This is a genomic window from Streptomyces sp. WMMB 322, from assembly GCF_900090145.1.
In the GTDB taxonomy this organism is placed as follows: domain Bacteria; phylum Actinomycetota; class Actinomycetes; order Streptomycetales; family Streptomycetaceae; genus Streptomyces.
On sequence record NZ_FMHI01000007.1, the window covers coordinates 299,584 to 323,185 of the forward strand.

16 protein-coding genes and 1 riboswitch are annotated in these 23,602 nt (G+C 70.9%); of the genes, 4 read left to right on the top strand and 12 right to left on the bottom strand.

The features are described 5' to 3' along the window. Positions 1 to 233: 233 nt before the first annotated feature. The 6 genes from H180DRAFT_RS14485 to H180DRAFT_RS14510 all read right to left on the bottom strand — a co-directional run bounded on the left by H180DRAFT_RS14485 (position 234) and on the right by H180DRAFT_RS14510 (position 6,317). Entirely contained in the window at positions 234 to 992 is a 759-nt protein-coding gene (locus tag H180DRAFT_RS14485; RefSeq protein WP_055486447.1) for an enhanced serine sensitivity protein SseB C-terminal domain-containing protein, read from the bottom strand. A 242-nt stretch (positions 993 to 1,234) separates the two neighbouring features. After that, positions 1,235 to 2,005, bottom strand: a complete 771-nt coding sequence (locus H180DRAFT_RS14490) for an enhanced serine sensitivity protein SseB (protein ID WP_055486448.1) — start codon at positions 2,003 to 2,005, stop codon at positions 1,235 to 1,237. A gap of 328 nt (positions 2,006 to 2,333) precedes the next feature. Beyond that, positions 2,334 to 3,386, bottom strand: a complete 1,053-nt coding sequence (locus H180DRAFT_RS14495; protein ID WP_055486449.1) for a SpoIIE family protein phosphatase — start codon at positions 3,384 to 3,386, stop codon at positions 2,334 to 2,336. Positions 3,387 to 3,399: 13 nt separating this feature from the next. Further along, entirely contained in the window at positions 3,400 to 4,902 is a 1,503-nt protein-coding gene (gene kaiC / locus H180DRAFT_RS14500) for a circadian clock protein KaiC (RefSeq protein WP_055486450.1), read from the bottom strand. Beyond that, positions 4,895 to 5,212, bottom strand: a complete 318-nt coding sequence (locus H180DRAFT_RS14505; protein ID WP_055486451.1) for a circadian clock KaiB family protein — start codon at positions 5,210 to 5,212, stop codon at positions 4,895 to 4,897. The genes kaiC and H180DRAFT_RS14505 overlap by 8 nt, the downstream gene beginning before the upstream one ends. 424 nt (positions 5,213 to 5,636) lie before the next feature. Next, a complete protein-coding gene (locus tag H180DRAFT_RS14510) occupies positions 5,637 to 6,317 on the bottom strand; it encodes an AAA family ATPase (protein WP_055486497.1) in 681 nt (226 codons plus the stop codon). 281 nt (positions 6,318 to 6,598) lie between these two features. After that, positions 6,599 to 6,708: riboswitch (glycine riboswitch) on the top strand. Positions 6,709 to 6,852: 144 nt separating this feature from the next. Between H180DRAFT_RS14510 and gcvT the strand changes: the two genes are divergently transcribed. The 4 genes from gcvT to H180DRAFT_RS14530 all read left to right on the top strand — a co-directional run bounded on the left by gcvT (position 6,853) and on the right by H180DRAFT_RS14530 (position 11,428). Then, the gene (gcvT, locus tag H180DRAFT_RS14515; RefSeq protein WP_055486452.1) at positions 6,853 to 8,007 is read left to right on the top strand and encodes a glycine cleavage system aminomethyltransferase GcvT; all 1,155 of its coding nucleotides are present in this window, start codon (positions 6,853 to 6,855) and stop codon (positions 8,005 to 8,007) included. Between the two features lie 135 nt (positions 8,008 to 8,142). Continuing rightward, positions 8,143 to 8,523 carry a glycine cleavage system protein GcvH gene (gene gcvH, locus H180DRAFT_RS14520; protein WP_055486453.1) on the top strand — a complete coding sequence of 127 codons (381 nt, stop codon included), beginning with the start codon at positions 8,143 to 8,145 and terminating at the stop codon, positions 8,521 to 8,523. A gap of 128 nt (positions 8,524 to 8,651) precedes the next feature. Next, positions 8,652 to 9,926, top strand: a complete 1,275-nt coding sequence (gene glyA / locus H180DRAFT_RS14525) for a serine hydroxymethyltransferase (protein WP_055486454.1) — start codon at positions 8,652 to 8,654, stop codon at positions 9,924 to 9,926. Between the two features lie 119 nt (positions 9,927 to 10,045). Then, positions 10,046 to 11,428 (top strand): L-serine ammonia-lyase, encoded by a 1,383-nt coding sequence (locus H180DRAFT_RS14530; protein ID WP_055486455.1) that lies wholly within the window; start codon positions 10,046 to 10,048, stop codon positions 11,426 to 11,428. Positions 11,429 to 11,611: 183 nt separating this feature from the next. Here H180DRAFT_RS14530 and H180DRAFT_RS14535 read toward each other — a convergent pair whose 3' ends face one another. From H180DRAFT_RS14535 to H180DRAFT_RS14560, 6 genes are all read right to left on the bottom strand, one after another. Next, positions 11,612 to 13,153: an MFS transporter gene (locus H180DRAFT_RS14535; protein ID WP_055486456.1), complete on the bottom strand. Its 1,542-nt coding sequence runs from the start codon at positions 13,151 to 13,153 to the stop codon at positions 11,612 to 11,614. Between the two features lie 247 nt (positions 13,154 to 13,400). Beyond that, positions 13,401 to 14,153: a thioesterase II family protein gene (locus tag H180DRAFT_RS14540; protein WP_074466813.1), complete on the bottom strand. Its 753-nt coding sequence runs from the start codon at positions 14,151 to 14,153 to the stop codon at positions 13,401 to 13,403. Continuing rightward, a complete protein-coding gene (locus H180DRAFT_RS14545; RefSeq protein WP_055486457.1) occupies positions 14,150 to 15,295 on the bottom strand; it encodes a Gfo/Idh/MocA family oxidoreductase in 1,146 nt (381 codons plus the stop codon). The genes H180DRAFT_RS14540 and H180DRAFT_RS14545 overlap by 4 nt, the downstream gene beginning before the upstream one ends. After that, a complete protein-coding gene (locus H180DRAFT_RS14550) occupies positions 15,292 to 16,422 on the bottom strand; it encodes a saccharopine dehydrogenase NADP-binding domain-containing protein (RefSeq protein WP_055486458.1) in 1,131 nt (376 codons plus the stop codon). Before H180DRAFT_RS14550 ends, H180DRAFT_RS14545 begins: the two co-directional genes overlap by 4 nt. Further along, the gene (locus H180DRAFT_RS14555; protein ID WP_055486459.1) at positions 16,419 to 21,833 is read right to left on the bottom strand and encodes a non-ribosomal peptide synthetase; all 5,415 of its coding nucleotides are present in this window, start codon (positions 21,831 to 21,833) and stop codon (positions 16,419 to 16,421) included. Before H180DRAFT_RS14555 ends, H180DRAFT_RS14550 begins: the two co-directional genes overlap by 4 nt. Then, a complete protein-coding gene (locus H180DRAFT_RS14560) occupies positions 21,830 to 23,590 on the bottom strand; it encodes a non-ribosomal peptide synthetase (RefSeq protein WP_074466814.1) in 1,761 nt (586 codons plus the stop codon). Before H180DRAFT_RS14560 ends, H180DRAFT_RS14555 begins: the two co-directional genes overlap by 4 nt. Positions 23,591 to 23,602 lie beyond the last annotated feature (12 nt).

Consider the following 23,602-nt stretch of genomic DNA (forward strand, 5'->3'; position numbering starts at 1 on the left):
GCGAGGCCGATGCCTCAACGCTCGGGAGTCTCTTCGGCCGTGCGATCACCCGCCAGTCCCCCCGGGGAAAGGATGCTCAACTGTGATGTGACGGGCCGGATTCCGTTATACGAACAGAACAGGGCGACTATCGGAATCCGGTCAATGCGCGTGGACAACCACCCACCTGCGGTTCCGTGTAACAGGTGCCCTCGGCGGAAGTCCGGTTGCGTACCGACCGGGCGGACGGGACGTCAGGTGCGGGGGTAGCCGTAACCGTGGCCCGGGGCGGCGTCGGCCGTCGGCACGTCACGGTCGAAGAAGGGCCGCGAATTGCGGCGCAGCCACATCGCCACCGGGTCGTAGTCGTCCGACATCGCGACGCTGGAGACCGGCAGCCCCTCCGGTACGGCCGCCACCGACTGACGCATCATCTGATGCGCCGACTCCACGGCCTGCCGGTCCGTTCCGTACAGATCGAGACCGATCGCGAGATAGCCCGCGCCGAGCGCCGGCTGGACCCAGGCCCGGCGCAGGGAACGCACGGCGGGCGTGCGGTGTGCGTTCTGGCTGAGCAGCGCGTAGAACTGCGCGACGTCCAGGCTCGGTTCGCTGATGCGCAGCGGACCGGCGGGCAACTGGTCCAGGCCGAGAGCGATGCGCCGCAGGTCGAGCCACGGGACGCCGACACCGCCGCCGGGGGCGTGCGGGTTGAGCCAGATCCCCCAGCGCTCCGGAAAGAGCGCGGAGGCGATCTCGCGGCCGCTGAGGATTTCGTGCGAGCGGTCCCAGCCGGAGGCGGCCAGCTCCTGGGCGGAGGTCACGCAGGGGGCGTAGCCGTACCCGCCGACCTCCATGTTTCCGTACTGGGCGTCGGGCGTGCCCGGACGCCCCTTCCACAGCAGCATCCACACTTCGCCGTCGGTGAGCGCATCGAGGAGCGCCTCATAGGTGTCGTACCTGCCCGGCGACACCTGCCCCAGCAGCTGCTCGACGCCTGCACCCGCGCTCACCTGGCTGCCCTTCCCTTGGAACCGCGCCCCCCGGCCTCTGCGCTGCGGCAGGCAAGCGGGCGGACTTTCTCGATGATCTCTGCCGGGCCCGCGATCGCGGCCCTCCCCGTTCTCCCCGTCATCAAACCAGCTTACGAGCAGGGACCGACATGGGGCGTCGTACTCAAGCGCTACGTCCTGGGGCGGAGCGTGCCCGGCACACCGGGACCTCGGTCGCGTGTGCAGACCGGCACACCGGGACCTCAGTCGCGTGTGTAGAAGGGCCGCACACAGTGCCGCATCCAGTCGACGACCGGGTCCTGGGCCGCGTCCATCAGCACGAGCTGTACGGGCCACTTGATCTGGACGCGGCCCAGGGCACGCGCGAGCGCGTCGTGCGCGGCCTGGCGGCTGTCCGGATCGAGGTGGTCCAGTTCGATGCCGACGAAGAGCGACGGCGCATCTCCCTCGGAGCTGGCGAGTGCGCGGCGGGCCGTCCGCATCCACGGCAGGGCCGCGAACTCACCGGCCGCGGCCACGAGGAAGTCCTGGGGCTCGTCCTGCCAGTCCGGCTCGAAGAGCCGCACCCGCGCTCCCCGCGCCACACCCCAAGAGGCCTGCTCATTGGGGGTGTTGGCACACAGCTCCATGACGGCCTCGGGCGGCAGCGGCATGCCGACGGTGCCCTCCGGGTTCACGGCGATGCCCACCTGCGGCGGCAGCCCGCGCGCGAATTCGCGGGCGGGCGCGACGGTGAAGGACATGTGGCCGCCCACGACCTGGAGGAACTGCTGCTCGGAGCTGAAGACCGGGACGTAGACACCACCGTTCAGATTGACGGTCGGCAGGTCCAGTTCGGGGCTGTCGGGGCCGCCGCCCTCGGGCAGCGGTACCCACACGCTGCTGCGTTTGAGCACCTCCAGCAGCCGCGCGCCGGCGCCCGGCACTTCGAGGGAGGCGGCGAGGGCCTCCTCCAGCTCGTTGCCGGGCCAGCCTCCGCCATGGCCCGGTCCGTACTGCTGAGGAATGGTCATGGCGGTAACCCTAGTTGTGTTCTCCCGGGACGCCGGCGACGGGTGACGTGGTGGTGGGCCTGCGCGGGGGAAGCGTCTTCCGGTTCCGGACCGTTTCCCGGCCGGCGCCCTCCCTGCATGGCTGGTATGCCCGGAAGGCCGGGCTTGCTCCGGGTGGCGCCGCGTGAGCTCCGGGAGGAAGAGGGCGTCGACGGCGGCCGATTGCACCCGGAGGGTGGGCGCCTGCGGAGACACTCGACGCGCTCCCAGGAGGAATCCGAGGGGAGGGGCGGTGAGGGCGGCCCGCCTCGTGCCCGGGAGGACGTGCTGCTCCCGGGCGGACGTACTGCTATTGCGGGGCGCTTCCGTCGTACGGGTGGGCAGGCATCCGGAGGGCGAGGATGGCGATGTCGTCGTGGCCGTCGCCGGGGTGCTGGTCGGCGAGGGTCCGGCACAGCTCGTCCAGCGGCAGGCGGACGCTGCGGCCGGCGATCGCGGCGAGGGAGGCGAGACCCACGTCGATGGACTGGTCGGGCCGTTCGACGAGGCCGTCGGTGAAGAAGACGACGGTGGCTCCCCCGGGCAGGGAGCGGATGCCGTCGGAGCGGGGCCGACTGGGATCGACGCCGAGTGGCAGGCCGGGCTCGGTGTGCAGGTACTCGGCCGCGCCGACGGGTGTGAGCAGCAGCGGCGGGAGGTGGCCTGCGCTGCTCCACACCAGCCGCCAGCCGTCGCGGCCCGGCTCGACGCGGGACACGCATGCGGTGGTGATCGGGTTGTCGATGCTCGCGCGCAGCGCCCAGTCGAGCCTGGTCAGCACAGAGCTTGGCGGGGTGGGCCGGTCGTAGAGCAAGGCGTGCAGCATGTTGCGGATCTGGGCCATCGCGGCTGCGGCACGCAGGCTGTGCCCGGCGACGTCGCCGATCACGGCGCCGACGGCGCCGCCGGGCAGCGGGAGCGCGTCATACCAGTCACCGCCCAGACGCTCGGCCGCGGGCCGGTAGTCGACTGCCGCCTGGAAAGGGGCCAGGTCCGGCAGCGTCGGCAGCAGCATCCGCTGGAAGGCGAGCCACCGGGACGTGACGTCCCGCAGCGAGACGACACGCAGGGGATAGCCGTTCGTGGATGCCGCGCTGACGCGCATCTCGACGACTCTGACGCCGCCCCCGGGCTGCGTCAGCTCCACGTCTGCCGACTGACCGGCCACGATCGGGAAGCCGAACGGAGCATCCAGCAGATCCCCGGCGGGACGGCCGAACAGCTCTGTCGCGGCTGGATTGCACAGCCGGACGATCCCCTGTTCGTCCACGGCGATGATCCCGTCGGCGGACGCGGAGATGACCATGTCGATGAGTTCGTCTCCGAGCCCGCCGGCCCCGCCTCCCGACTCGTCTCTCGTCATGGGTCTCCACCACTCAGATATCGCCGATGACACCGGGCCACGGTGGCGCGTCCAGGCCGGCGGCTTCCATTTCCTCGACGCTGGCGATCGGGTCGCCGATGTGCATACCTTCCGAATCAATGGTGATCTGGCGCACGGCCTCGTCGTGGGCCGAGCCGCGGTTCTGCACGACGGCCACGGTGCGCTTGATCATCCCGGCGGCCTGGAAGTACCGCAGCGCGATGGTGACGTCGGTGAGGCTGGCCAGTTCGCGCGCGATCGACGGGGTCTGCACCGGTGTGAAGCGGCTGATGGGTGCGGAGGTGAACAGCGTGGTGATGCGGCGCTCGCGGACGACCGCACCCAATGCGATCACCAGGTCGAGCAGCGCTCTGGGCGTGCCGATGCGTTCCAGTGCTGACAGGGTGTCGATGACCAGGCGGTGGGGCTGGAAATCCATCACAGCCCGCCTGATCCGGATGAAGTAGTCCTCCAAGGCGGCCACTTCCGGGTAGTCGCACACCACCTTCAACTGGCCGGCTTCCTCCTGGGCCTCCAGGTCGATTCCCCAGCCGGCGGCGTTGCGCCTCATCTGCTCGCGGGTCTCGTCGAAGGTGAACCCCAAGCAGCGCTCCCCCGCTGCGACACCTTCGTCCAGGAACTTCAGGCTGGTCAGTGTCTTGCCGGACCCGGAGGGCCCGGACAGCAGGACGACGGCGTCCCGGTAGAACCCGCCGCCGCACATCCGGTCCAGTCCGGAGTTGCCCGAGGACACGCGGGTACTGGAGGCGGTCGTGGACGGCATACCGAGGAACGCGAGGGGGATGACGACGAACCCTTCGTGCGGGTCGATGGTGAAGAGCCATTCCCCTGTGCGGTGCGGGGCACCGCGGAACTTGACGATCTCGACGGTCCGGCGCCGACGCTCCCCGACCAGCACATTGCGCAGGATGATCACGTTGTCGACGACGAACTCCTCGACTCCGTACCGGGATACGCCGTCGTACTCACTGGTCCGCTCGGCTGTGATGACCGAGGTGACCCCCAGTGAGTTCAGTGCGGCGGCGAGCCTGTGGCTCTCCCGGCGGACGATCCCGGCGTCGGCGAACCGGGCGAAGACGGCCCCCAGCGAGTCCAGCGCCACCCGTGAGGCGCCGATCCGGCGGACCGCGTGCTCGATGCGGGACGTCAGCGCGCCGAAATCGTAGGCCCCGATGACGGCGGCTTCCTCGTCCTTGCTCTCCGCGGCGTCGACGAACACCCACTTCCCCTCGGCTTCCCATTGCTCGATCGGAAAGCCCAGCGAGACGAAGTTGCGGCGGATCGCCGCCGGCGGCTCCTCGAAAGTGACGAACACCCCCGGCTGGTCGAATTTCGCGATGCCGCGGGCCAGGAACTCCCCGGCAAAGATCGTCTTGCCGCTGCCGGTCGTGCCCGTGACCAGGGTCGGCCTGCCTGACGGCAACCCCCCGATCGCCACCTGGTCGAACCCGTTGATCCCGGTGGGAACCCGCTCGATCGCATCGGTTTCAAGCACCGCCCGCCTCCTTCTCCGCCCGGCTTCCCGGCGGCTCGTCCGGCAGACCCAACGCAAGTGCGACCCTCGGCGGGTCGGACAAGTCCCCGATCACCCGAAGCTCCGGCAGCGGCAGATGCCTGACCACAGTCGGGGTGGCCAGGATCCGCTGCTCCTCCGCCAGGCCGGGCCTGGCCACCACGTCCACCACTTCCAACTCGTAGCCGCCCGGCAGCCGGGCCCGGGCCAGCGCACGCAGATTCGCCTCCGCAGCGCGGGAGCGCTCCGAGTGCCCGGCCACATACAGGCAGAAGGCGTAGCTCGTCGTCACTCGTCCGCCCCCTCAGGGGGCGGCGCGGGAGGCACAGGTTCCGCTGCCCGGTCACCGCGACCCGCGCCGCAGCCGCGCCCCCGCTCTCCAGTGACATCCATCCAGGCACCTGCCCTTGCCAGTCCGGGTAGCACCCGGGAGCTTCACCAGAAAGAACACGACGCGCGGCCCGTACCCGAGGCAGACGTGCGGGCGCCGACAGAGCCCTCTCAGCGCCCGCCGTCCTCTCGCCATGACGCCGGTGGACACGAAAGCCGCCCGTCGGCGGCTGCCCCGCCCTGACAACATCGCACGGCATGACACCCGGCGCGAGCAGGGAGCAGCCATGCCGGTACCCCGCGCCGGTCGCGCGCCTCCGGCAGGCACCCCCCGTCTCGCGCCTCCGGCCCCGCGCCGGTCTCACGCCTCCGGCGCGGGGGCGCGGCTACTCGAACGCCATGCCCACGAGGGCGCCCGCTGCCCGGCGGTCCAGGAGGACCACCGACTCGCAACCACGCGGCAGCCGCCCCGCCTCCGCGTTCGCGATCAGCCGCCGCACCGCCTTGCGGTGGCGCATGAAGGCGTAGCCGGAGACGGTGCGCCCGCGCTCGGCCTGGCCGCGCAGCGCCGTCGCCGGCGGTACGTCCAACAGGACGAGGTGAAGGGCCCTGCCGCGCCGCAGGGCGTCCCGGCCGAGCCAGTTGCGCACCCACGCCTGGCTGCCGCAGTCGTGCACGACGACGCTCGCACCGGAGGAGAGCGCCCGCCGCAGCCCCGCGTAGTGCGCGACGCGGGCGAGGGGCCGGTACACCGCATAGGGCAGCCAGCGCGGCAGCGCGGCCGCCCAGCGCTCGCGCACGTCCTGGGAGTCGACGCGGCGGACGGCGTCCTGGAGGCCGAGGACGCGCCGGATCAGCGTCGACTTGCCGCTGCCGGGAAGGCCGGAGACCACGACGCGGTCGCCCGTGGGGTACCGCAGCGTGCACCGGGCTGCCGTTCCGCGGAGATCGACGGAGGCGGCCGGGGGGAGTGAGGCCGCAGGAACTGCCGCGGCAGCCCTCCCGACGGCCGCGGGATCCTCTTCCGGCGCCGCCGCCGGCGCGGATGCCGCCGCCTGAGCCGGAATCGCCGCAGGAACCACCGCCGGGGCCGCAGCGTCGGCAGCGTCTCTGGCCTGGCCGGGGGGCGAGTACGCCCAGCCGGTCACGGTCGCGTACGCACTGCGCAGGCTGCCCACCTGATCGCCCCTCCCCGGAGATGACCGCCGTCCCGGCGGCCTTCTCAGAGAGTGTCAAGGAACGGTAATGCGCAGCAAGGCGGCCTCCCCGCCCGGTGCGGTACGCACCGTCGACGGTGCTGCGCCGCCGTGCCATGATGAGCGGGCCAGCCAACTGCATACCGGCCGTTTGAATCCACGCGGGAGAGTTCCCGGCCGTGCGCGCAGCGCGGTCCCGCCGGGGCGCCGAAGGAGCAAGTCCTCCCTTGAATCTCTCAGGCACCGATACCGCGCAGGACGAGGCAGATCTGAAAAGCGGGCCGCCCACGGGCGGCTCCACCCACGGTGCAAGCCGCCGCCCGTGCACAAGGGCTCGCGGCGAACCTCTCAGGTTCCGATGACAGATGGGGAGGACATCCGCGTCACCGAGTCACGGGAGCCTGACATGAGCGACACCGACAGCGGGACCACCGGCAGCGGTCCCCGCACCACCGCCCTCGACGCAGTACACCGCGCGCTCGGCGCGACGATGACCGACTTCGCCGGCTGGGACATGCCCCTGCGCTACGGCAGCGAGCGGGACGAGCACGTCGCCGTGCGCACGCGTGCGGGCCTCTTCGACCTCTCGCACATGGGCGAGATCACCGTCACCGGGCGGCAGGCGGGCGAACTGCTCGACTACGCGCTGGTGGGCAACCTCTCCCGGCTGGCCGTCGGACGTGCCCGCTACACCATGCTGTGCGACGCCTCGGGCGGCATCCTCGACGACCTGATCGTCTACCGCACCGGCGAGGAGACGTACATGGTCGTCGCCAACGCCTCGAACGCGCAGACCGTGCTGGACGCGCTGCGTGAACGCAGCGCCGGCTTCGGCGCCGAGGTGCGCGACGACCGGGACGCATACGCGCTGATCGCCGTGCAGGGCCCGGAGGCCGCCGGCATCCTCAAGGGCCTCACGGACGCCGACCTGGACGGGCTGAAGTACTACGCGGGGCTGCCCGGCACCGTCGCCGGACGGGACGCGCTGATCGCCCGTACGGGATACACCGGCGAGGACGGCTTCGAACTGTTCGTCTCCCCCGCCGACGCCGTCGCCGTCTGGGAGGCGCTCACCGGGGCGGGAGCCCCCGCAGGCCTCGTGCCCTGCGGGCTCAGCTGCCGTGACACGCTGCGCCTCGAGGCCGGGATGCCGCTGTACGGGCACGAACTGACCACCCGGACAACGCCGTTCGACGCGGGCATGGGCCGGATCGTGAAGTTCGAGAAGACCACCAACGACGGCGCCTTCGTCGGGCGCGAGCCGCTGGAGGCCGCCGCCGCCCGCGCGGAGACGGCGCCGCCGCGCAAGCTCGTCGGCCTCGTCGCGGAAGGCCGCCGCGTGCCGCGTGCCGGGTACGACGTGGTCTCCGCCGCGGACGGTTCGGTGATCGGCGAGGTGACGTCGGGGGCGCCGTCGCCCACTCTCGGCAGGCCCATCGCCATCGCGTACGTCGACCCGGCGTACGCGGAGCCCGGCACCGAGGGTGTCGCGGTGGACATCCGCGGCAGCCACGAGCCGTACGAGGTCGTGGCTCTCCCCTTCTACAAGCGGCAACGCTGACAAGGACGCCGGCGGCAGGACCCGGACCGGCTCCGGGCGCCGGGCCGCGCGTGCCCCGCGCCGTTCGACGTGTCCTGCGTCCCACTGACCAAGACTGATTCCCTCCGTCCCCCTCTCATCCAGGAGAATCGCACCATGAGCAACCCGCAGCAGCTGCGCTACAGCAAGGAGCACGAGTGGCTGTCGGACGCCGACGACGGCGTCTCGACCGTCGGCATCACGGCGCACGCCGCCGACGCGCTCGGCGATGTCGTCTTCGTCCAGCTTCCCGAGGCCGGGGACACGGTCACCGCGGGCGAGCCCTGCGGCGAACTGGAGTCGACCAAGTCGGTCAGCGACCTCTACGCGCCGGTCTCCGGCGAGATCACCGAGATCAACCAGGATGTCGTCGACGACCCGGCGCTGGTCAACTCCGCCCCGTTCGAGGGCGGCTGGCTGTTCAAGGTGCGCGTCACGGGCGAGCCGGAGGGCCTGCTGACGGCAGACGAGTACGCCTCGTTCGCCGCCGGAAGCTGACCCCGGGCCGGCGAGGGCCGGCCTCCACGCCCGGAGCCGCGACGAGCGGCCCCCTTCGACCGAGCAGCACCACCGAACGCCGTATGTCCGCCAATGTGCCCGACCGGCCTGCCACCAGGGATGGTTCCATGTCGCTTCTGAACAGTTCTCTCCACGAGGTGGACCCGGACGTCGCCGCCGCCGTCGACGCCGAACTCCACCGCCAGCAGTCCACCCTCGAGATGATCGCGTCGGAGAACTTCGCGCCCGTCGCCTCGCTGGAGGCCCAGGGCTCCGTCCTCACCAACAAGTACGCGGAGGGCTACCCGGGGCGTCGCTACTACGGCGGCTGCGAACACGTCGACGTCATCGAGAACATCGCACGCGAGCGCATCAAGTCCCTCTTCGGGGCCGAGGCCGCGAACGTACAGCCGCACTCGGGCGCGTCCGCGAACGCCGCCGCGATGTTCGCGCTGCTGAAGCCGGGCGACACGATCATGGGCCTGGACCTGGCGCACGGCGGTCACCTCACGCACGGCATGAAGATCAACTTCTCCGGCAAGCTGTACAACGTCGTCGCCTACCGCGTCGACGAGAAGACCAGCCAGGTCGACATGGAGGAGGTCGCCCGGCTCGCGCGCGAGCACCGGCCGCAGATGATCATCGCGGGCTGGTCCGCGTACCCGCGGCAGCTCGACTTCGCCGCCTTCCGCCGGATCGCGGACGAGGTCGGCGCGCTGCTCATGGTCGACATGGCGCACTTCGCGGGCCTGGTGGCCGCCGGGCTGCACCCCTCCCCGGTGCCCCACGCCGACGTGGTGACCACGACCACGCACAAGACGCTCGGCGGCCCGCGCGGCGGTGTGATCCTCTCCAAGAAGGAGCACGCCAAGAAGATCAACTCGGCGGTCTTCCCCGGCCAGCAGGGCGGCCCGCTCGAGCACGTCATCGCGGCCAAGGCCGTGTCGTTCAAGATCGCGGCATCCGAGGAGTTCAAGGAGCGCCAGCAGCGGACCCTGACCGGCGCCCGGCTGCTTGCCGAGCGGCTGCTGCAGCAGGACGCGGTGGACGCGGGTGTCTCCGTGCTCTCCGGCGGCACGGACGTCCACCTCGTCCTCGTCGACCTGCGCAACAGCGACCTGGACGGCCAGCAGGCCGAGGACCGGCTGCACGAGGTCGGCATCACCGTCAACCGCAACGCCGTGCCGAACGATCCCCGTCCGCCCATGGTCACCTCCGGGCTGCGCATCGGGACGCCCGCGCTGGCGACCCGCGGCTTCCAGGAGGAGGATTTCCGGGAGGTCGCCGACATCATCGCCGAGGCGCTGCTCCCCGGCTTCGACGAGGACAAGGCCAAGTCCCTCAACGCGCGCGTCACCGCGCTCACCGAGAAGCACCCCCTCTACCCCGGCCTCGGCAAGTAACAGGCCCCTGTGCCGCGGCGCGGCGTCCGCGCCGCGGCACCGGACATCCGGCCCGGCAAGGCCACCTCAAGGGCCATCAAGGCCACAGCGCGGCCCCGCACGGAAAGGAGGCGCCCGCCATGGCGGTCTCCGTCTTCGACCTCTTCTCGATCGGCATCGGTCCGTCCAGCTCCCACACGGTGGGCCCGATGCGTGCGGCCCGCATGTTCGCCGGGCGGCTGAAGAACGAGGGCGTGCTGGCCCACACGGCGTCCGTGCGTGCGGAGCTGTACGGGTCGCTCGGCGCCACCGGGCACGGACACGGCACCGCGAAGGCCGTGCTGCTCGGGCTCCAGGGCGAGTCGCCGCGCACCGTCGACGTCGAGGGGGCCGACGACGAGGTGGAGCGGATCCGCAGCTCGAAGCGGCTGCGGCTGCTGGCGACGGAGATAGGGGACGCCCACGAGGTCCCCTTCGACGAGCAGAGCCAGCTGATCCTGCACCGTCGCCGCTCGCTTCCGTACCACGCGAACGGAATGACGCTCTTCGCGTACGACGCGTCCGGCGCCACGCTCCTGGAGAAGACGTACTACTCGGTGGGCGGCGGCTTCGTCGTCGATGAGGACGCAGCCGGTGCGGGGCGCATCAAGCTCGACGACACCGTCCTGACGCACTCCTTCCGCACGGGCGACGAGCTGCTGCGGCTCACCCGTGAACGAGGGCTGTCCGTCTCGGAGTTGATGCTCCAGAACGAGAAGGCCTGGCGCACCGAGGAGGAGATCCGCGCCGGTCTGCTGGAGATCTGGGAGGTCATGCGGGCGTGCGTCGCCCGCGGCCTGAGCCGCGAGGGCATCCTGCCGGGTGGCCTGAAGGTGCGCCGCAGGGCGGCGACGGCCGCTCGCCAGCTCCGCGCGGAGGGCGACCGGCAGACGCACGCCACGGAGTGGCTGACGCTGTACGCGATGGCCGTGAACGAGGAGAACGCGGCCGGCGGACGCGTCGTGACGGCTCCCACCAACGGCGCGGCGGGCATCATCCCGGCCGTCCTGCACTACTACACCGAGTTCGTGCCGGGTGCCGACGAGGACGGCATCGTCCGCTTCCTCCTGGCCGCCGGCGCCATCGGGCTGCTCTTCAAGGAGAACGCCTCGATCTCCGGCGCCGAGGTCGGCTGCCAGGGCGAGGTGGGCTCGGCCTGCTCCATGGCCGCGGGCGGCCTGGCCGAGGTACTGGGCGGCGGTCCGGAGAAGGTCGAGAACGCCGCCGAGATCGGCATCGAGCACAACCTCGGGCTGACCTGCGACCCGATCGGCGGTCTCGTCCAGATCCCCTGCATCGAACGCAACGGCATGGCGGCAGTGAAGGCGGTCACCGCCGCCCGCATGGCGCTGCGCGGCGACGGCCGGCACCACGTCTCGCTCGACAAGGCGATCAAGACGATGAAGGACACCGGCGCCGACATGAAGGTCAAGTACAAGGAGACGGCCCGCGGCGGCCTCGCGGTCAACGTCATCGAGTGCTGACAGGTCCGGGTACTGCCCGGTCCTGGTGCTGCCCGGTCCGGGCTTCGAGGAGGCACCCTGAGAAGGTGTCCGGCATCTTCCGGCGCGTCGGCGAGGGGAATCCGACGAAGGAACCGGGGCACGGCCCTCCGGAGGGAGGCCGTGCCCCGGAGTCCGTGACACCTCCGGTGAGGATGTGCGCCTTCAGGTGGTGGCTGTCTCGGACTGGTTGTCGGTGGAGAGCTGCGCGTTCTTGATGCGCAGTCCGACGACGAGCAGGACGGCAGTGCCGAGGAGCATGAAGCTGACGACGAGGAAGACCCGCGTGGCTCCCTCGGTGAAGGCGGTCTCGGCGAGCTGGTCCTGCATTGCCCGCGTGTTGCCGCCGCTCTTGCCGGCTTCGGCCAGCAGCTCCTCCCGGGTGTCGAGCATCTTCCGTATCCACACCGTCGACAGGACGGCGATGCCGAGCGCACCGCCCACCTGCTGCGTGGAGTTGAGTACCGCCGAGGTGACCCCCTGGTCCTGGTGGTCGACGCCGTGGACGGCGGTCAGGGTGAGCGGGATGAACATCAGGGCGAAGCCGGTGGCGGTGACCAGCATGGGCGGGAAGACGTGCCCCCAGTAGCCCGAGTCGGCTTCGAGCATCGCGTACCAGTACATGCCCGCGGCGGCCAGAAGCGCACCGGAGGCCGAGACCCAGCGGGGGTCGAAGCGGGACACCAGGGTCGAGCCCAACTGCGACGCGCCCATCATGAAGAGGGCGAACGGCAGGAAGGCGATGCCTGTCTGCAGGGCGGAGTAGTCCAGGACGTCCTGCGCGTACTGGCTGAGGAAGAGGAAGAACGAGAACATCGCCGCGGAGACGATCAGCATCGCGCAGTAGCTGACGCCGCGCGTGCGGTCCCGCAGCACACGCAGGGGCAGCAGCGGACTGCGGGTTCGGCGCTCGACCACGAGGAAGACGAGCAGGAAGACCACTCCCGCACCGATGGCGATCAGCGTCCCGCCCTCGGACCAGCGGCTGCCGCCATGGGCCTCGTCGCCGCCGGCGTTGGTGAAGCCGTAGACCAGGGCCGCCAGGCCCACCGTCGCGGTGAGCGCCCCCACCAGGTCGAACGAGCCCCGCTTGGGCTCCGACTCGGCAAGGTACCGGGTGGCGAGGAGTGCGACGAAGAGCCCGATCGGCACGTTGATGAAGAACGTCAGCCGCCAGGTCATCTCGGTCAGCACACCGCCGAGCAGCAGACCGACCGCCGAGCCGAGCCCGGACATCGCCGCGTAGACGCCCATGGCCCGGTTGCGTTGCGGGCCCGCGGGGAACGTCGTGGTGATGAGGGCGAGTGCGGCGGGGGCCGCCATCGCCGCGCCGATGCCTTGCAGCGCCCGTGCGGAGATCAGCCACGCGGGAGTGGTGGCGACACCGCCGAGCAGCGACGCGGCTGCGAAGACCGCGGCGCCCGCGATGAAGACGCGCCGCCGGCCGACCAGGTCGCCCAGACGTCCGCCGAGCAGGAGCAGGCCGCCGAAGGCCAGCGAGTACGAGGTCAGCACCCACGACAGGTTCTCCGGCTGGAAGCCGAGCTCGGAGCGCAGCCGCGGCAGGGCGATGGTGACGATGGTCGCGTCGAGGACGACCATGAGCTGCACCAGGCTGATGAGCACGAGCGCCATGCCCGGACGGCGGGGGTGCTGATCGGCCGCGGCTCTCTCCTGTTCGGCCGGCTCGGTCGGGTTGGCAGACAAAGAACCCTCCTGGTCTTCCGGCTCCTGGTGTTCTGGCGCATGTGCCCGGTGAACGTAGCCCCTGGGAGCCGTGCGTGGTGGCGTGATGACAGAGTGCTGACAGGAAGTCCCGGAACCTGTCCGACGAATCACCTCGTACGCCCGTCAGGACGCGGGTGCGGTCCCCGGTGTGCTGGGGGCACCTCCCGCGAAGCGGGGGAGAGCGTGCGTGCAGGGCGCCGCCCCGGACGGGATTCGGCAACGGGGCCTACGCCCGCTGGGCGGCGCTTCGCTCGGCGAACCAGGAGACGAGGGCGGGTTCACCGGTTCCGCGCAGGTAGAAGTGGTCGCCGGCGAAGCACTCCACCGCAAAGGGCCCGGTGGTGACCGGGCGCCACGCCTCGGCGTCCGCGGCGTCGACCTCCGGGTCACGGTCGCTGAAGCACGCGGTCACCGGGAGGTCCAGGTCGGTGCTCAGAGCCGGCCGATACGTCTCGATCAACCGGTAGTCGGCGCGGATCGCCGGCAGGGCCACGGCCCGCAGCTCGGGGAGCTGCAACAGGCTGCTGTCGGTGCCGCCCAGGTTGCAGACGTCGGCCCATAGCCTGTCGTCGTCCTGGTGCTTGTCGCCGGGCCGCTGCCGGGCCGGGCCCGGACGGCCGGAGACGATCAGATGCTGAGGGCGGGGGCCGTCCCGGACGGTGAGCCGGCGCGTCACCTCGTGTGCGACGGAGGCGCCCATGCTGTGGCCGAAGCACCACAGGGGCTTGTCCGCGAGGGGGGCGAGGGCGCGGGCGAGTCCGTGCGCGAGCGCGTCCATGTCCGTGTACGGCTTCTCGGCCATCCGGTCCCCGCGCCCCGGGTACTGGACAATCACCGGCTCGATGCTCTCGGGCAGCGCACCGCCCAGTGGGCGGTAGAAGGTGGCAGAGCCCCCGGCATGCGGAAAGAAGAGCACTCTCAGTGCGGCCCCGGGGCGGGGGTGGAACATGCGCAGCCATGCGTTGGGGGCCGTCGTCATGTCGCCGGCCTCCTTTCCTGCGTGCCGGCCGGTGCCAGGTCCTCCGCGCCGAGCAGCTCGGGCGGGTCCGGCCGGTGCATGCGCACCGGACCGCACGCCTCGGCGACGGACATCGCCAGCCGGGTGAGGGCCACGTGCCGTTGCACGTGTGCGTCGGAGGGGGCGCCGTCGGCGGCGTCCCGCCACAGGGCGGTCATCGCGCGTGCGGTTGCCTGGGGCCAGAGCTCAGCGACGACCTCGCTGTAGGACGCGCCGGCCGGGGGGCCGACCGGCTCGACGCTCGGTACCCGCAGGTGCGGCGCCGTGGCATCGGAGAAGCGCACCAGGTCCTTCATTTCGTCGGGCATGTGCGGGCGCATGCTCCACTGCACCGGCCCGTGGGTGTTGACCAGCGTCAGGTGCCCGCCGTCGTACCCGATCGTGATCCTGTGGAGCATGTGGCTGTAGTTGTCCGGGGCGGAGGCCACCAGCTCATTCTGGAGACGGAACGTCATCGGCACCCCGGCGAACCGGCCGCTGAGGCTGCGGTACGGCGGCGGTGCCGCGCCGCCGGCGGGTTCCTCGAGCACTCCGTGGATACCGAAGGGCCTGATCCCCCCGAGGGCTTCGCCGAGAATGTCGAAGATCGTGTACAGGACCTGGAAGGCGCAGGTGACGTCGACGAAGAGGGGACGCTGCCGGGCTGTGGCCTCCTGAGCGGCGTTCAGGAAGCGCCGCACGGGCTCCACATGGGGGTAGTGGGTGTTCATGCGGAACACCACCCGCCGTTCGCGGGCCGCCCGCAGGCAGGCGACCAACTCATCCGGATGCAGCGGGTGTTCGTGCAGGACGTGGATGCCGCGTCGCATGAGCTCCTGCGCGAGCTGAGGCCCCCGTCCCCCCGTCATCACCCCGCCGACGGCGACGCACGCCAGATCGACGCCGTCGGGCACCTCTTCGGGTCCGGCCCACAGGGGCACCCCGTAGTGCTCGGCGCACGCCTTGCTGCGTGCACTGCCGCGGGCGATGATGCCCGCCAGTTCGAACGGGAAGCCGGGCCGCTCGAAGGCCGCGAGGTAGGCACGGCCGAAGCCCGTCCCGGCCACTGCCACCCGGGGACGTCCGTCCGCGGCCCGCCGGGTGGCGGGGACACCGGCCGTCACAGCTCCCCCTCCTCCACGCGGAGGGCGCCGAGGATGGGGTGTTCGAGGATTTCGAGCGTGGTGACCTCCGGGGTGTTCCGCAGGGCTTCGAGCACGACGTCCGGGTCGAGCGTGTGGGCGGCGTGGTGGATGCCGGGCCCGGTACGTCCGTCCAGCACGTCGATCGCGGCCAGCGCGCCGGCCAGCCCCGTGAGGACGTAGGTGTCGTGACCGCGCAACGCCAGGCTGCGCGTGGCCGGCGTGCCGTGGTGGCTGCCGGTGACCTCGAAGAGCATCAGCTGGAAGGGCTCCTTGCCGAAGAGGTCGAGAGCGGCCGCCCTGGTCAGTTCGTCCGCGGCCTCGGTCAGATCGGACTCGCCACGCATTGCCCCCTGGAGCCGGCTCAGACAGGTCATCATGTGCGCCCCGCCCTCGTAGACGGTGAACCAGTCGACCTCCGCGAGCCCGAACTCCCGCGCCACTTCCTCGGCTTCGAAGCTCAGATACGGGTAAGCGTCGAGCCGGCGGCCGGCGTACGGCGGTTCGACGCCGGTGCGCGGCTCGAGTTCCCGTTCCACCCGGATGCCTCCGCGGATGGCCGCCTGCGCCTCACCGTACGACCCGCCCAGGCTGAGCAGGTAGTCGGCGGCGCCGGCCGGGGTCAGCCGGTCCATCGTGCCGACGTACGCCGTGAGTGCGCGCGGCTCGGACATCGAGCGGGCCAGGTGACGGGGCAGCAGCCCGGTGAGGCCGGGCTGCATTCCGGCCGTGAGGACTGCGGTGCCGGTGAACGTCCCGGGGCGGTGCAGGGCGTCGAAGACCGGCTTGTCGCCGCCCGGGTCGACATAGGCCGCCCCGGCGGCCAGTGCCGCCCACGCCACCCGGTCCAGCACCCGGTACGACGGTCCCGCGCAGTTGAGGACGAGCCGCGCACCCCGGCAGAAGCCGGCGAGCGAGCGGCCGTCGTTCAGGTCGACCTCGAGGGCTTCACCCTCGACGCCGAGCTTGTCGAGGAGCGCCGCCGCGGGCGCCTCGTTGCGGCCGCCGATTCTGACGGTCACGCCGGGTCTGCGGTCGGTGAGGGCCTTCAGCGCGGCGGCTCCCACGGCTCCGTAGCCGCCGAGCACCGCGATCTCGACGTCGGTCACGCCTTCTCCTCCGGCAGGTCGACCTGGGCTCCGGTGAGTGCGTCGCAGCAGGTGAAGTGGGAGCCGGGGATCTGCTCGACGTCGAGGCCGCCGACGCAGACGTCCTTCCAATAGGCGCGCATGTCGGCGGCCATCGTCGGCCAGATGGGCTCCTCGTCCCTGTGGACGAGGAGACGCACGTCCCCGGTGTAGATGTCGGGGGTGTGGGTCCCCGCCGCGTTGAAGAGGGCGCGCGTGCCACGCAGCGCCCCGAGGATGTCGTCCGCCGGCCAGCCGAACATGTCGGCGATCGCGTCCACCCGGGCCTGCAGGGGCCGCCCGGCGAGACCGGTGAGGGTCGACGCCGCGGAGCGCAGCTCCGGGTCCGGGCTCTCGGCCAGCGCGGCCAGCGACTCGGTGGTGATCTCGCCGGTGGGGACCAGCTCTTGCAGGACCCGTCCGAGGGCGGTCTGGCCGGGGTAGCCGAGGGCCGACGGGTCGGCGCCGGCACCCATCAGGAACATCGCCTCGTAGAAGACCTCGTCGCGGATGGCGGCCGGCAGCGGGTAGCTGCTGATCAGGGTCAAGCCGCAGACGGGGACGCCGAGTTCGGTGAGCTGCTGCGCAGCCGTGAGCGCCAGCAGGCCGCCGCCGCGGGCGCCTATGAGGTGGAAGGGGCCGGGGCTGAGCTTGCGGAGCTCCTGCACGACGGTGTCGGCCAGGTCCTCGATCCGCACGGTCTCCCCGATGTCCCCGATCGCGAGCATGGGGACCTGGATGACGGGATCGCGCTCGCCCAGCTCCGAGCCGACGCGCTCGGCGCCTTCGCCGAACCCGTCGTTGATCAGGACGTGTACGGGGTTGCCGATCTGCTCGGTTGCTCCGGCAAGGACATAGCTCGCCTGGTCCATGGTCTCCTCCTGGGCGGTGGCGGTGCTGTCGTCGAGGAATGCCGCGACTTCCTGGACCGACGCCCCGTTGAGCAGCTCCCTGAGCAACTCGTCGAAGAGCACGGCCCCGGCCTCGGGGACGCTCTCGCGGAGCTGGGTGACCACCTGGGCAGCCAGCAGCGAGTCGCCCCCGAGCGAATAGAAGTTCGTGTCGAGGCCGACGTCCTGACGGCGCAGGACCTCGGCGTAGATCCCGGCGATGGCCTGCTTCAGCTCGCCGGCTCCCTGCTGCTCGCCCTCGTGGGACTGCTCGGAGTCCGGGTCCCGCTCCTCGGCCCAGCCGGCGAGGACGGCACGGTCGACCTTGCCGTTGCCCGTCAGCGGCAGCGAGTCGAGCACGTGGAAGCGCGAGGGGATCATCTCCGCGGGAAGCCGGGAGGCGAGGCGGCGGGTGAGGTCCTCGGTGTCGATCGCCACCCGGTCCTGCTTGAACCGGGCCGCGAAGACGTGCATGCCGATGCCGGCGAGTTCATCCGCCGGGTCCGGAAGGCAGTACACGGTCTCCGCCCCGGCCTCGGCGAGCAGGTCCTGCCACTGCCGGCGGGCGATGAACGTCTGGTCCTTCCCGTGCCTGACGTCCTGGAAGTCGCCGGCGGTGGCGTCGAAGAGAAACTCCATCGAGGTGAGGATCTGGTAGTTGTCCCTCGTGGTCTCGATGAAGACCAGCCAGCCGCCGGGCACCAGGGCCTCGCGCATCCGCCGCAGCACCGCGCGGGCGTCCTTGGCGTAGTGCATGACGTTGCCGCAGAGGATCACGTCGACGGAGTTGGGGCGCACCCCCTGGTCGCGGAAGGGCTCATTGAAGTCGAACATCGCGTAGTCGACCCACGGGTACGCGCCGTAGGTGTCGGCGCCCTTGTTCAGGAAGAACTGCGAGACGTCGGTGAAGGAGTAGCGCACGTTCTCGCCGTCCAGCGCGGGGATGGTGTCCGCGCTGGTGCCCCCGACTCCGGCGCCGATCTCCAGCACCCGCAGCGGGGCGCTGCCGCGGTGCCGGCGGGCCACGCCGAGCACGGTGCTGGTCGCCAGCCGGTTGAGATAGCGGGAGAGGAAGCCCTCCATGTAGGCCGCTTCCTGGATGCTCAGGTCGCCCTCCGGGAAGAGCAGCCGCAGCGGGTCCTGTTCGTCGCGCATCAGCTCCGGCAGGTGCGCCGAGGCGGTCTTGAAGTACTCCACCAGTTCCGGCCGGTCGTGCGCCTGCGGCATCAGTCGCTCGACCTCGGCCCAGGCCCGCGCGACATCGTCGGGGGTGACCAGGCGGAGGCAGGCGTATCCGTCGTCGTCCTCACGCAGGTAGCCGTTCTCGACGCAGGCGGCGAGCCAGCGTCGCACCAGCCGTTCGTGCTTCGGGGCGACGCGGGCGGTGCGCATGATCTCCGTCGTGGTGTGCCGGTCCTTCGTCGTGGGCCACAGCCCGGACTGGCGCAGCACGTCGACCATGCGGTGCAGGGCGGCGTCGTCGAGCACCGTGCCGAACTCGACGACCTTGCTGACGTCGACGCCCTCGCGTATCGCGTCGCCCGCCGCGACGACGTCGTCGACGAGGGCGGTGTCGGTCGGCGAGGCGGGCGCATCGGTGCCGGCGGGCTCGACGAAGGCGGCCAGCCTGCGGTCGTTGCGTTCGCCCCGGGTTGTCACGGCGGCGGCGTTGACCTCGGGGTCGGCGGACAGGGCGGACTCGACCTCCGCGAGCTCCACCCGGTGGCCGCGGATCTTGACCTGCCGGTCGTCGCGACCGATGAACTCGATAGTCCCGTCCGGGAGGTAGCGGCCCAGGTCGCCGGTGCGGTAGGCCCGCTCGCCGGAAGGCAGCCGGATGAAGGACCGGGCGGTCTTCTCCTCGTCGCCGAGGTAGCCCTCGGCCAGTCCCGCGCCGGCGATGTACAGGTCGCCCACGACGAGTTCGGGGCGTGCCCGCAGCGCGCCGTCGAGCACGTGGAAACGCTGGTTCTCCAGCGGCTTCCCGTAGGGGATGCTCGGCCAGGCGGGGTCGACCTCGCCGATCGGATGGACGATCGACCAGATCGCGGCCTCGGTGGCGCCGCCGAGGCTCGCCAGCTCGATCCCCGGGATGCGGGCGCGGATCGCATCGGGCAGCGGAACCGGAATCCAGTCCCCGGACATCATGGCGAGCCGCACGCTGGTGCAGTCGGTGTCCGCCGCGCGCAGATACTCCTCCAGCAGCATCATCTGCGCGGGCACGGTGTTGAGCACGGAAACCCGGTGCCCTGCGACGAGTTCGGCCCAGTGCGACGGGTCGGCGTGCCGCTCGGGGGCCGGCAGGACGAGCGTCCCGCCACGGCCGAGGACGCCGAAGATGTCGAAGACGGAGAGGTCGAAGGCGAGGCTGGAGAGCCCCAGCACGACGTCGTCCCCGGTGACCGCGAAGCGGCGGCAGACGTCGTCCAGTGTGTTGACGGCCGCCTGGTGGCTGACCTCCACACCCTTCGGGGTGCCGGTGGAGCCGGACGTGAAGATGACGTACGCGGAGTCCTGCGGCGAACCCTGCGGACGGGCGGGCTCTGCGGTGGCGTCGGCGAGGGTGTCGACGTCGATGCGGCGGCATCCCCCCGGCACGGCCGCAGTGCTGCGTGAATGACTCAGCACCAACTCGACGCCCGCCGCCGTCAGGATCTGATCCCGGCGGGGCTCCGGCTGGGCGGCGTCGACCGGCACGTACGCCCCGTCGGCCAGCAGGACCCCCACGGCCGCCGCGACTTGGTGACGGCTCTTGTCCATGACGACGCCGACGCGGTCGCCGCGCTTGTGGCCCGCCGCGCGGAGCGCCTCCGCGACCGCGGTGGCCCGTGCCAGCAGGGCGCGATAGCCGATCGCGGCCTCGGCGTCCACGACGGCGGTCTCCTCGGGGCGCGCCAACGCCTGGCCGACGAGTGCGTCGGACAGCAGGGCGGTGCTCAGCGGGCGTGCGGTGTCGTTGACTTCGGCGCGCCGGGCGAGCTGCTCGACGGGCAGCGCCACCGGGTCGTCGGCGGCCCAGGGCGCGTCGGCGGCGGCGAGCGCTCGCAGCAGCGTCTCGAAGGTCCCGAACATGTCGTCCAGGACCGCCGGGGGTATCACGTCGTCGCGCGAGTCCCAGTTGATCAGGAGGGAACCGTCGGGCTGTTCCATCGCCTGGCAGTCGAGCCATGCCTGGGGGGTCTGGCTGATGCCGTTCTCGATCCTGGTGCGCATGGGGCCGGCGGCCGGCGACACATCGGCCAGTCCGATCGCGCTGGTGAACACCACGGGCATCAGGGCCTCCTGCGGCCCGCGCCGGCGGCTCAGCTCGCGGATGACCTCCACGCCGGTGAACAGGCGGTGGTCCAGGTCCTCGAACAGCTGCTCGCTGAGCGCCCTCGCGCGGCCGGCGAATCCGCCTCCGGCGGCCGTGTCGACCGCCAGCAGATCGACGGATGTGAAGTCGCCGACGATGGCTCCGACGTCCTCGTGCAGCGGCAGCCGGCTGAGGACCGTGACGTCGAGGGTGAAGCGCGGGTGGCGGCTCCAGCGCCCGAGCACCTCCGCGTACGCGGCCATGACCGCGTTGGACGCGGACAGGCGGCGGCCCCCGGCACGTTGCTTGAGCGAGCTCCAGGTGGCGGGGTCGAGTTGCAACTCACGCCGCGTGAAGCGGGTCGCCCCGAAGCGGCTCGGCTCCGCGACCATGGGCAGCTCCGGTGCGGCCGGCAGGTCGTCCAGGCGCTCCAGCCAGTACGCCCGGTCGCGTCCGTAGGCCGGTCCCTGCCGCACCTGCCGCTCGGCCCGCAGATAGTCACGGAAGCTGATGGCCGGCGCCGGAAGGTCAGCCTCGGGGTTCTCGTAGAACGCGCCGAACTCGTCCAGCAGCAGATAGATGCTCACATAGTCGGCAATCAGGAAGTCGATGGAGAAGTGCAGTACGGCCCGGTCGGCGAACTCGGTGACCGCGATGCTGTACAGCGGGCAGCCGGTGACCTCCTTCGCCTCGTGGGAGAGGCGCTCGCGCGTCTCCATCAGCCGCGCCTCGCCGTCGGACGCCGAGAGTCCGCGTACGTCGGTCCAGTCGATCACGGGCTCCGGCGGGTCCTTGAGAACGCGCTGGAAACCGTCGTAGTCGAGGACGGTGCGCAGCATGTCGTGCCGGTCGACCACCTTCGACCACGCACCGTGGAGGCGCTCCCGGTCCAGCGTGTCGAAGAACAGTTCGCCGTAGGCGTGGCACGGCACAGAGCCGTACTCGAACGCGTCGCGCCGGCCGAGCAGGTAGGCGGACTGCACGTCGGTCAGCGGGAACGGCTCGAAGCGCGCCTCGGGTTGTGGCTCCACAGTCCGGGTGTCGCGCTCACGCAGGGCGTTCAGGACGTCGTCGCGACGGCTGACGAGCAGGTCGCGGCGCTCCGGCGTCATGGCCCCCTCCGGGCCGCGGAAGCGCAGTTTGCCGTCGTCCTCCCACAACTGGATCCCGACTTGCTCAAGTTCGGCGATGACGTCGCTGGCAGTCACAGGACACCTTCCTCAAGTCGCACGGGTGCGTCGTGGTCGTCGGTCACCCCGGTCAATTCGTCGATCAGGGCGGCCACTTGTGTGAGCGTGGAACGGTCGAGCAGTTGTCGCAGGGTGAGTTCGACGCCGAAGCGGCGGATCAGTCGCTGCACGACGCGGATCGCGGTCAGGCTGTCCCCGCCGAGTTCGAAGAAGCCGGCGTCCCGCGAGACCTCGGGAACCTCCAGCAACTCCTGCCAGATCTCGGCGACGGCCTGTTCCGTCGCGCCCCGCGGAGCGGCTGCCCCCGTGGGCGGCGGGGCTTGTGCCGTGGCGGCGCGGGCGAGGGCCGCCCGGTCGATCTTGCCGTTGGCGTTCAGCGGCATCGAGTCCAGTACCCGGACATGTTCCGGAACCATGTAGCCGGGCACGTCGTCGGCCAGTCCGGCTCGCACCCTCTCGGGGGTCAGGCCGGTGCCGGTGACGGCGGCGACGAGGCGCTTGGCGGACGGAGTCGTCTCGACCCACGCCGCGGCGTGTGCGACGCCGGGCAGTTCCCGCAACCGCGTTTCGATTTCGCCGAGTTCGATGCGGTGGCCGCGGATCTTCACCTGGTGATCGGTACGGCCGAGGAACTCCAGAATCCCATCAGGGTGATAACGCCCCTGATCCCCCGTCCGATACCAACGCCGACCCTCAACCACCGGAAAACACTTCGCCGTACGCTCCGGATCATTGCGATAACCCCGGGCCCCCCCGCCCCCGCCGATCCACAACTCACCCGGAACCCAGTCCGGCCGGTCCCGACCCTGACCATCCACCACCCGATAACACTGATTCGGCAACGGCAGACCATACGGAATCGACACCCACTCCGGATCAACCCGCTCCACCTCAAACGCGTTCGACCAGATCGCCGCCTCCGTCGCACCACCCAACGCCACCAACCGCGCCCGCGACGACACCCCCGCCAAACGGTCTTTCAAATCCAGACCGACCCAGTCCCCCGACACCAACACCACCAGCAAACTCGGCAACGCCACCGAATCCGCAGCCGTCAACACCATGTCCAACAACGCCGGCACCGTATTCCACACCGTCACCCCATGAGCACGCACCAACCGCGCCCACACCGCAGCCTCCCGCCGCTCCCCCTCAGCAACAGTGACAACCTGCCCACCCACCGACAGCAACCCGAAAACGTCATACACCGACAGATCGAAATCCAACGCCGAAACCGCCAGCACACAATCCCCGGACCCCACCCCGAACCGCGCATTCACCGCACTGATCGTGTTCGACGCCGCAGCATGCGAAATCTCCACACCCTTCGGCTCACCCGTCGAACCCGACGTGAAAATCACATACGCCAAATCCCCGACCGACGGCACAACAGGCTCCGCCAACGGCACAGCCCCCACCGCCACCCCCAAACCCACAACCTCCACACCAACCGGCCAACCACCAGACCCACAAGACCCAGACAAACCAGAGGAACCAGAGGAACCAGAGGAACCAGAGGAACCAGAGGAACCAGCAGAAGAATCAGCGGACTCAGAGAAACCAGCAGACCCAGAAGAACCAGAAGACCCAGCAGAGACAGAGAATTCGGCAGACCCGGAACCCTCCCCCACCAGCACATGCCGCGCACCCGCAGCCCTCAGAATCCGATCACGCCGCGCCCGAGGCTGATCCACCCCCACCGGCACATAACACCCACCGGCCGCCAACACCCCCAACACCGCAACAACCTGACCAGGACCCTTCGGCACACACACCGCAACCGGATC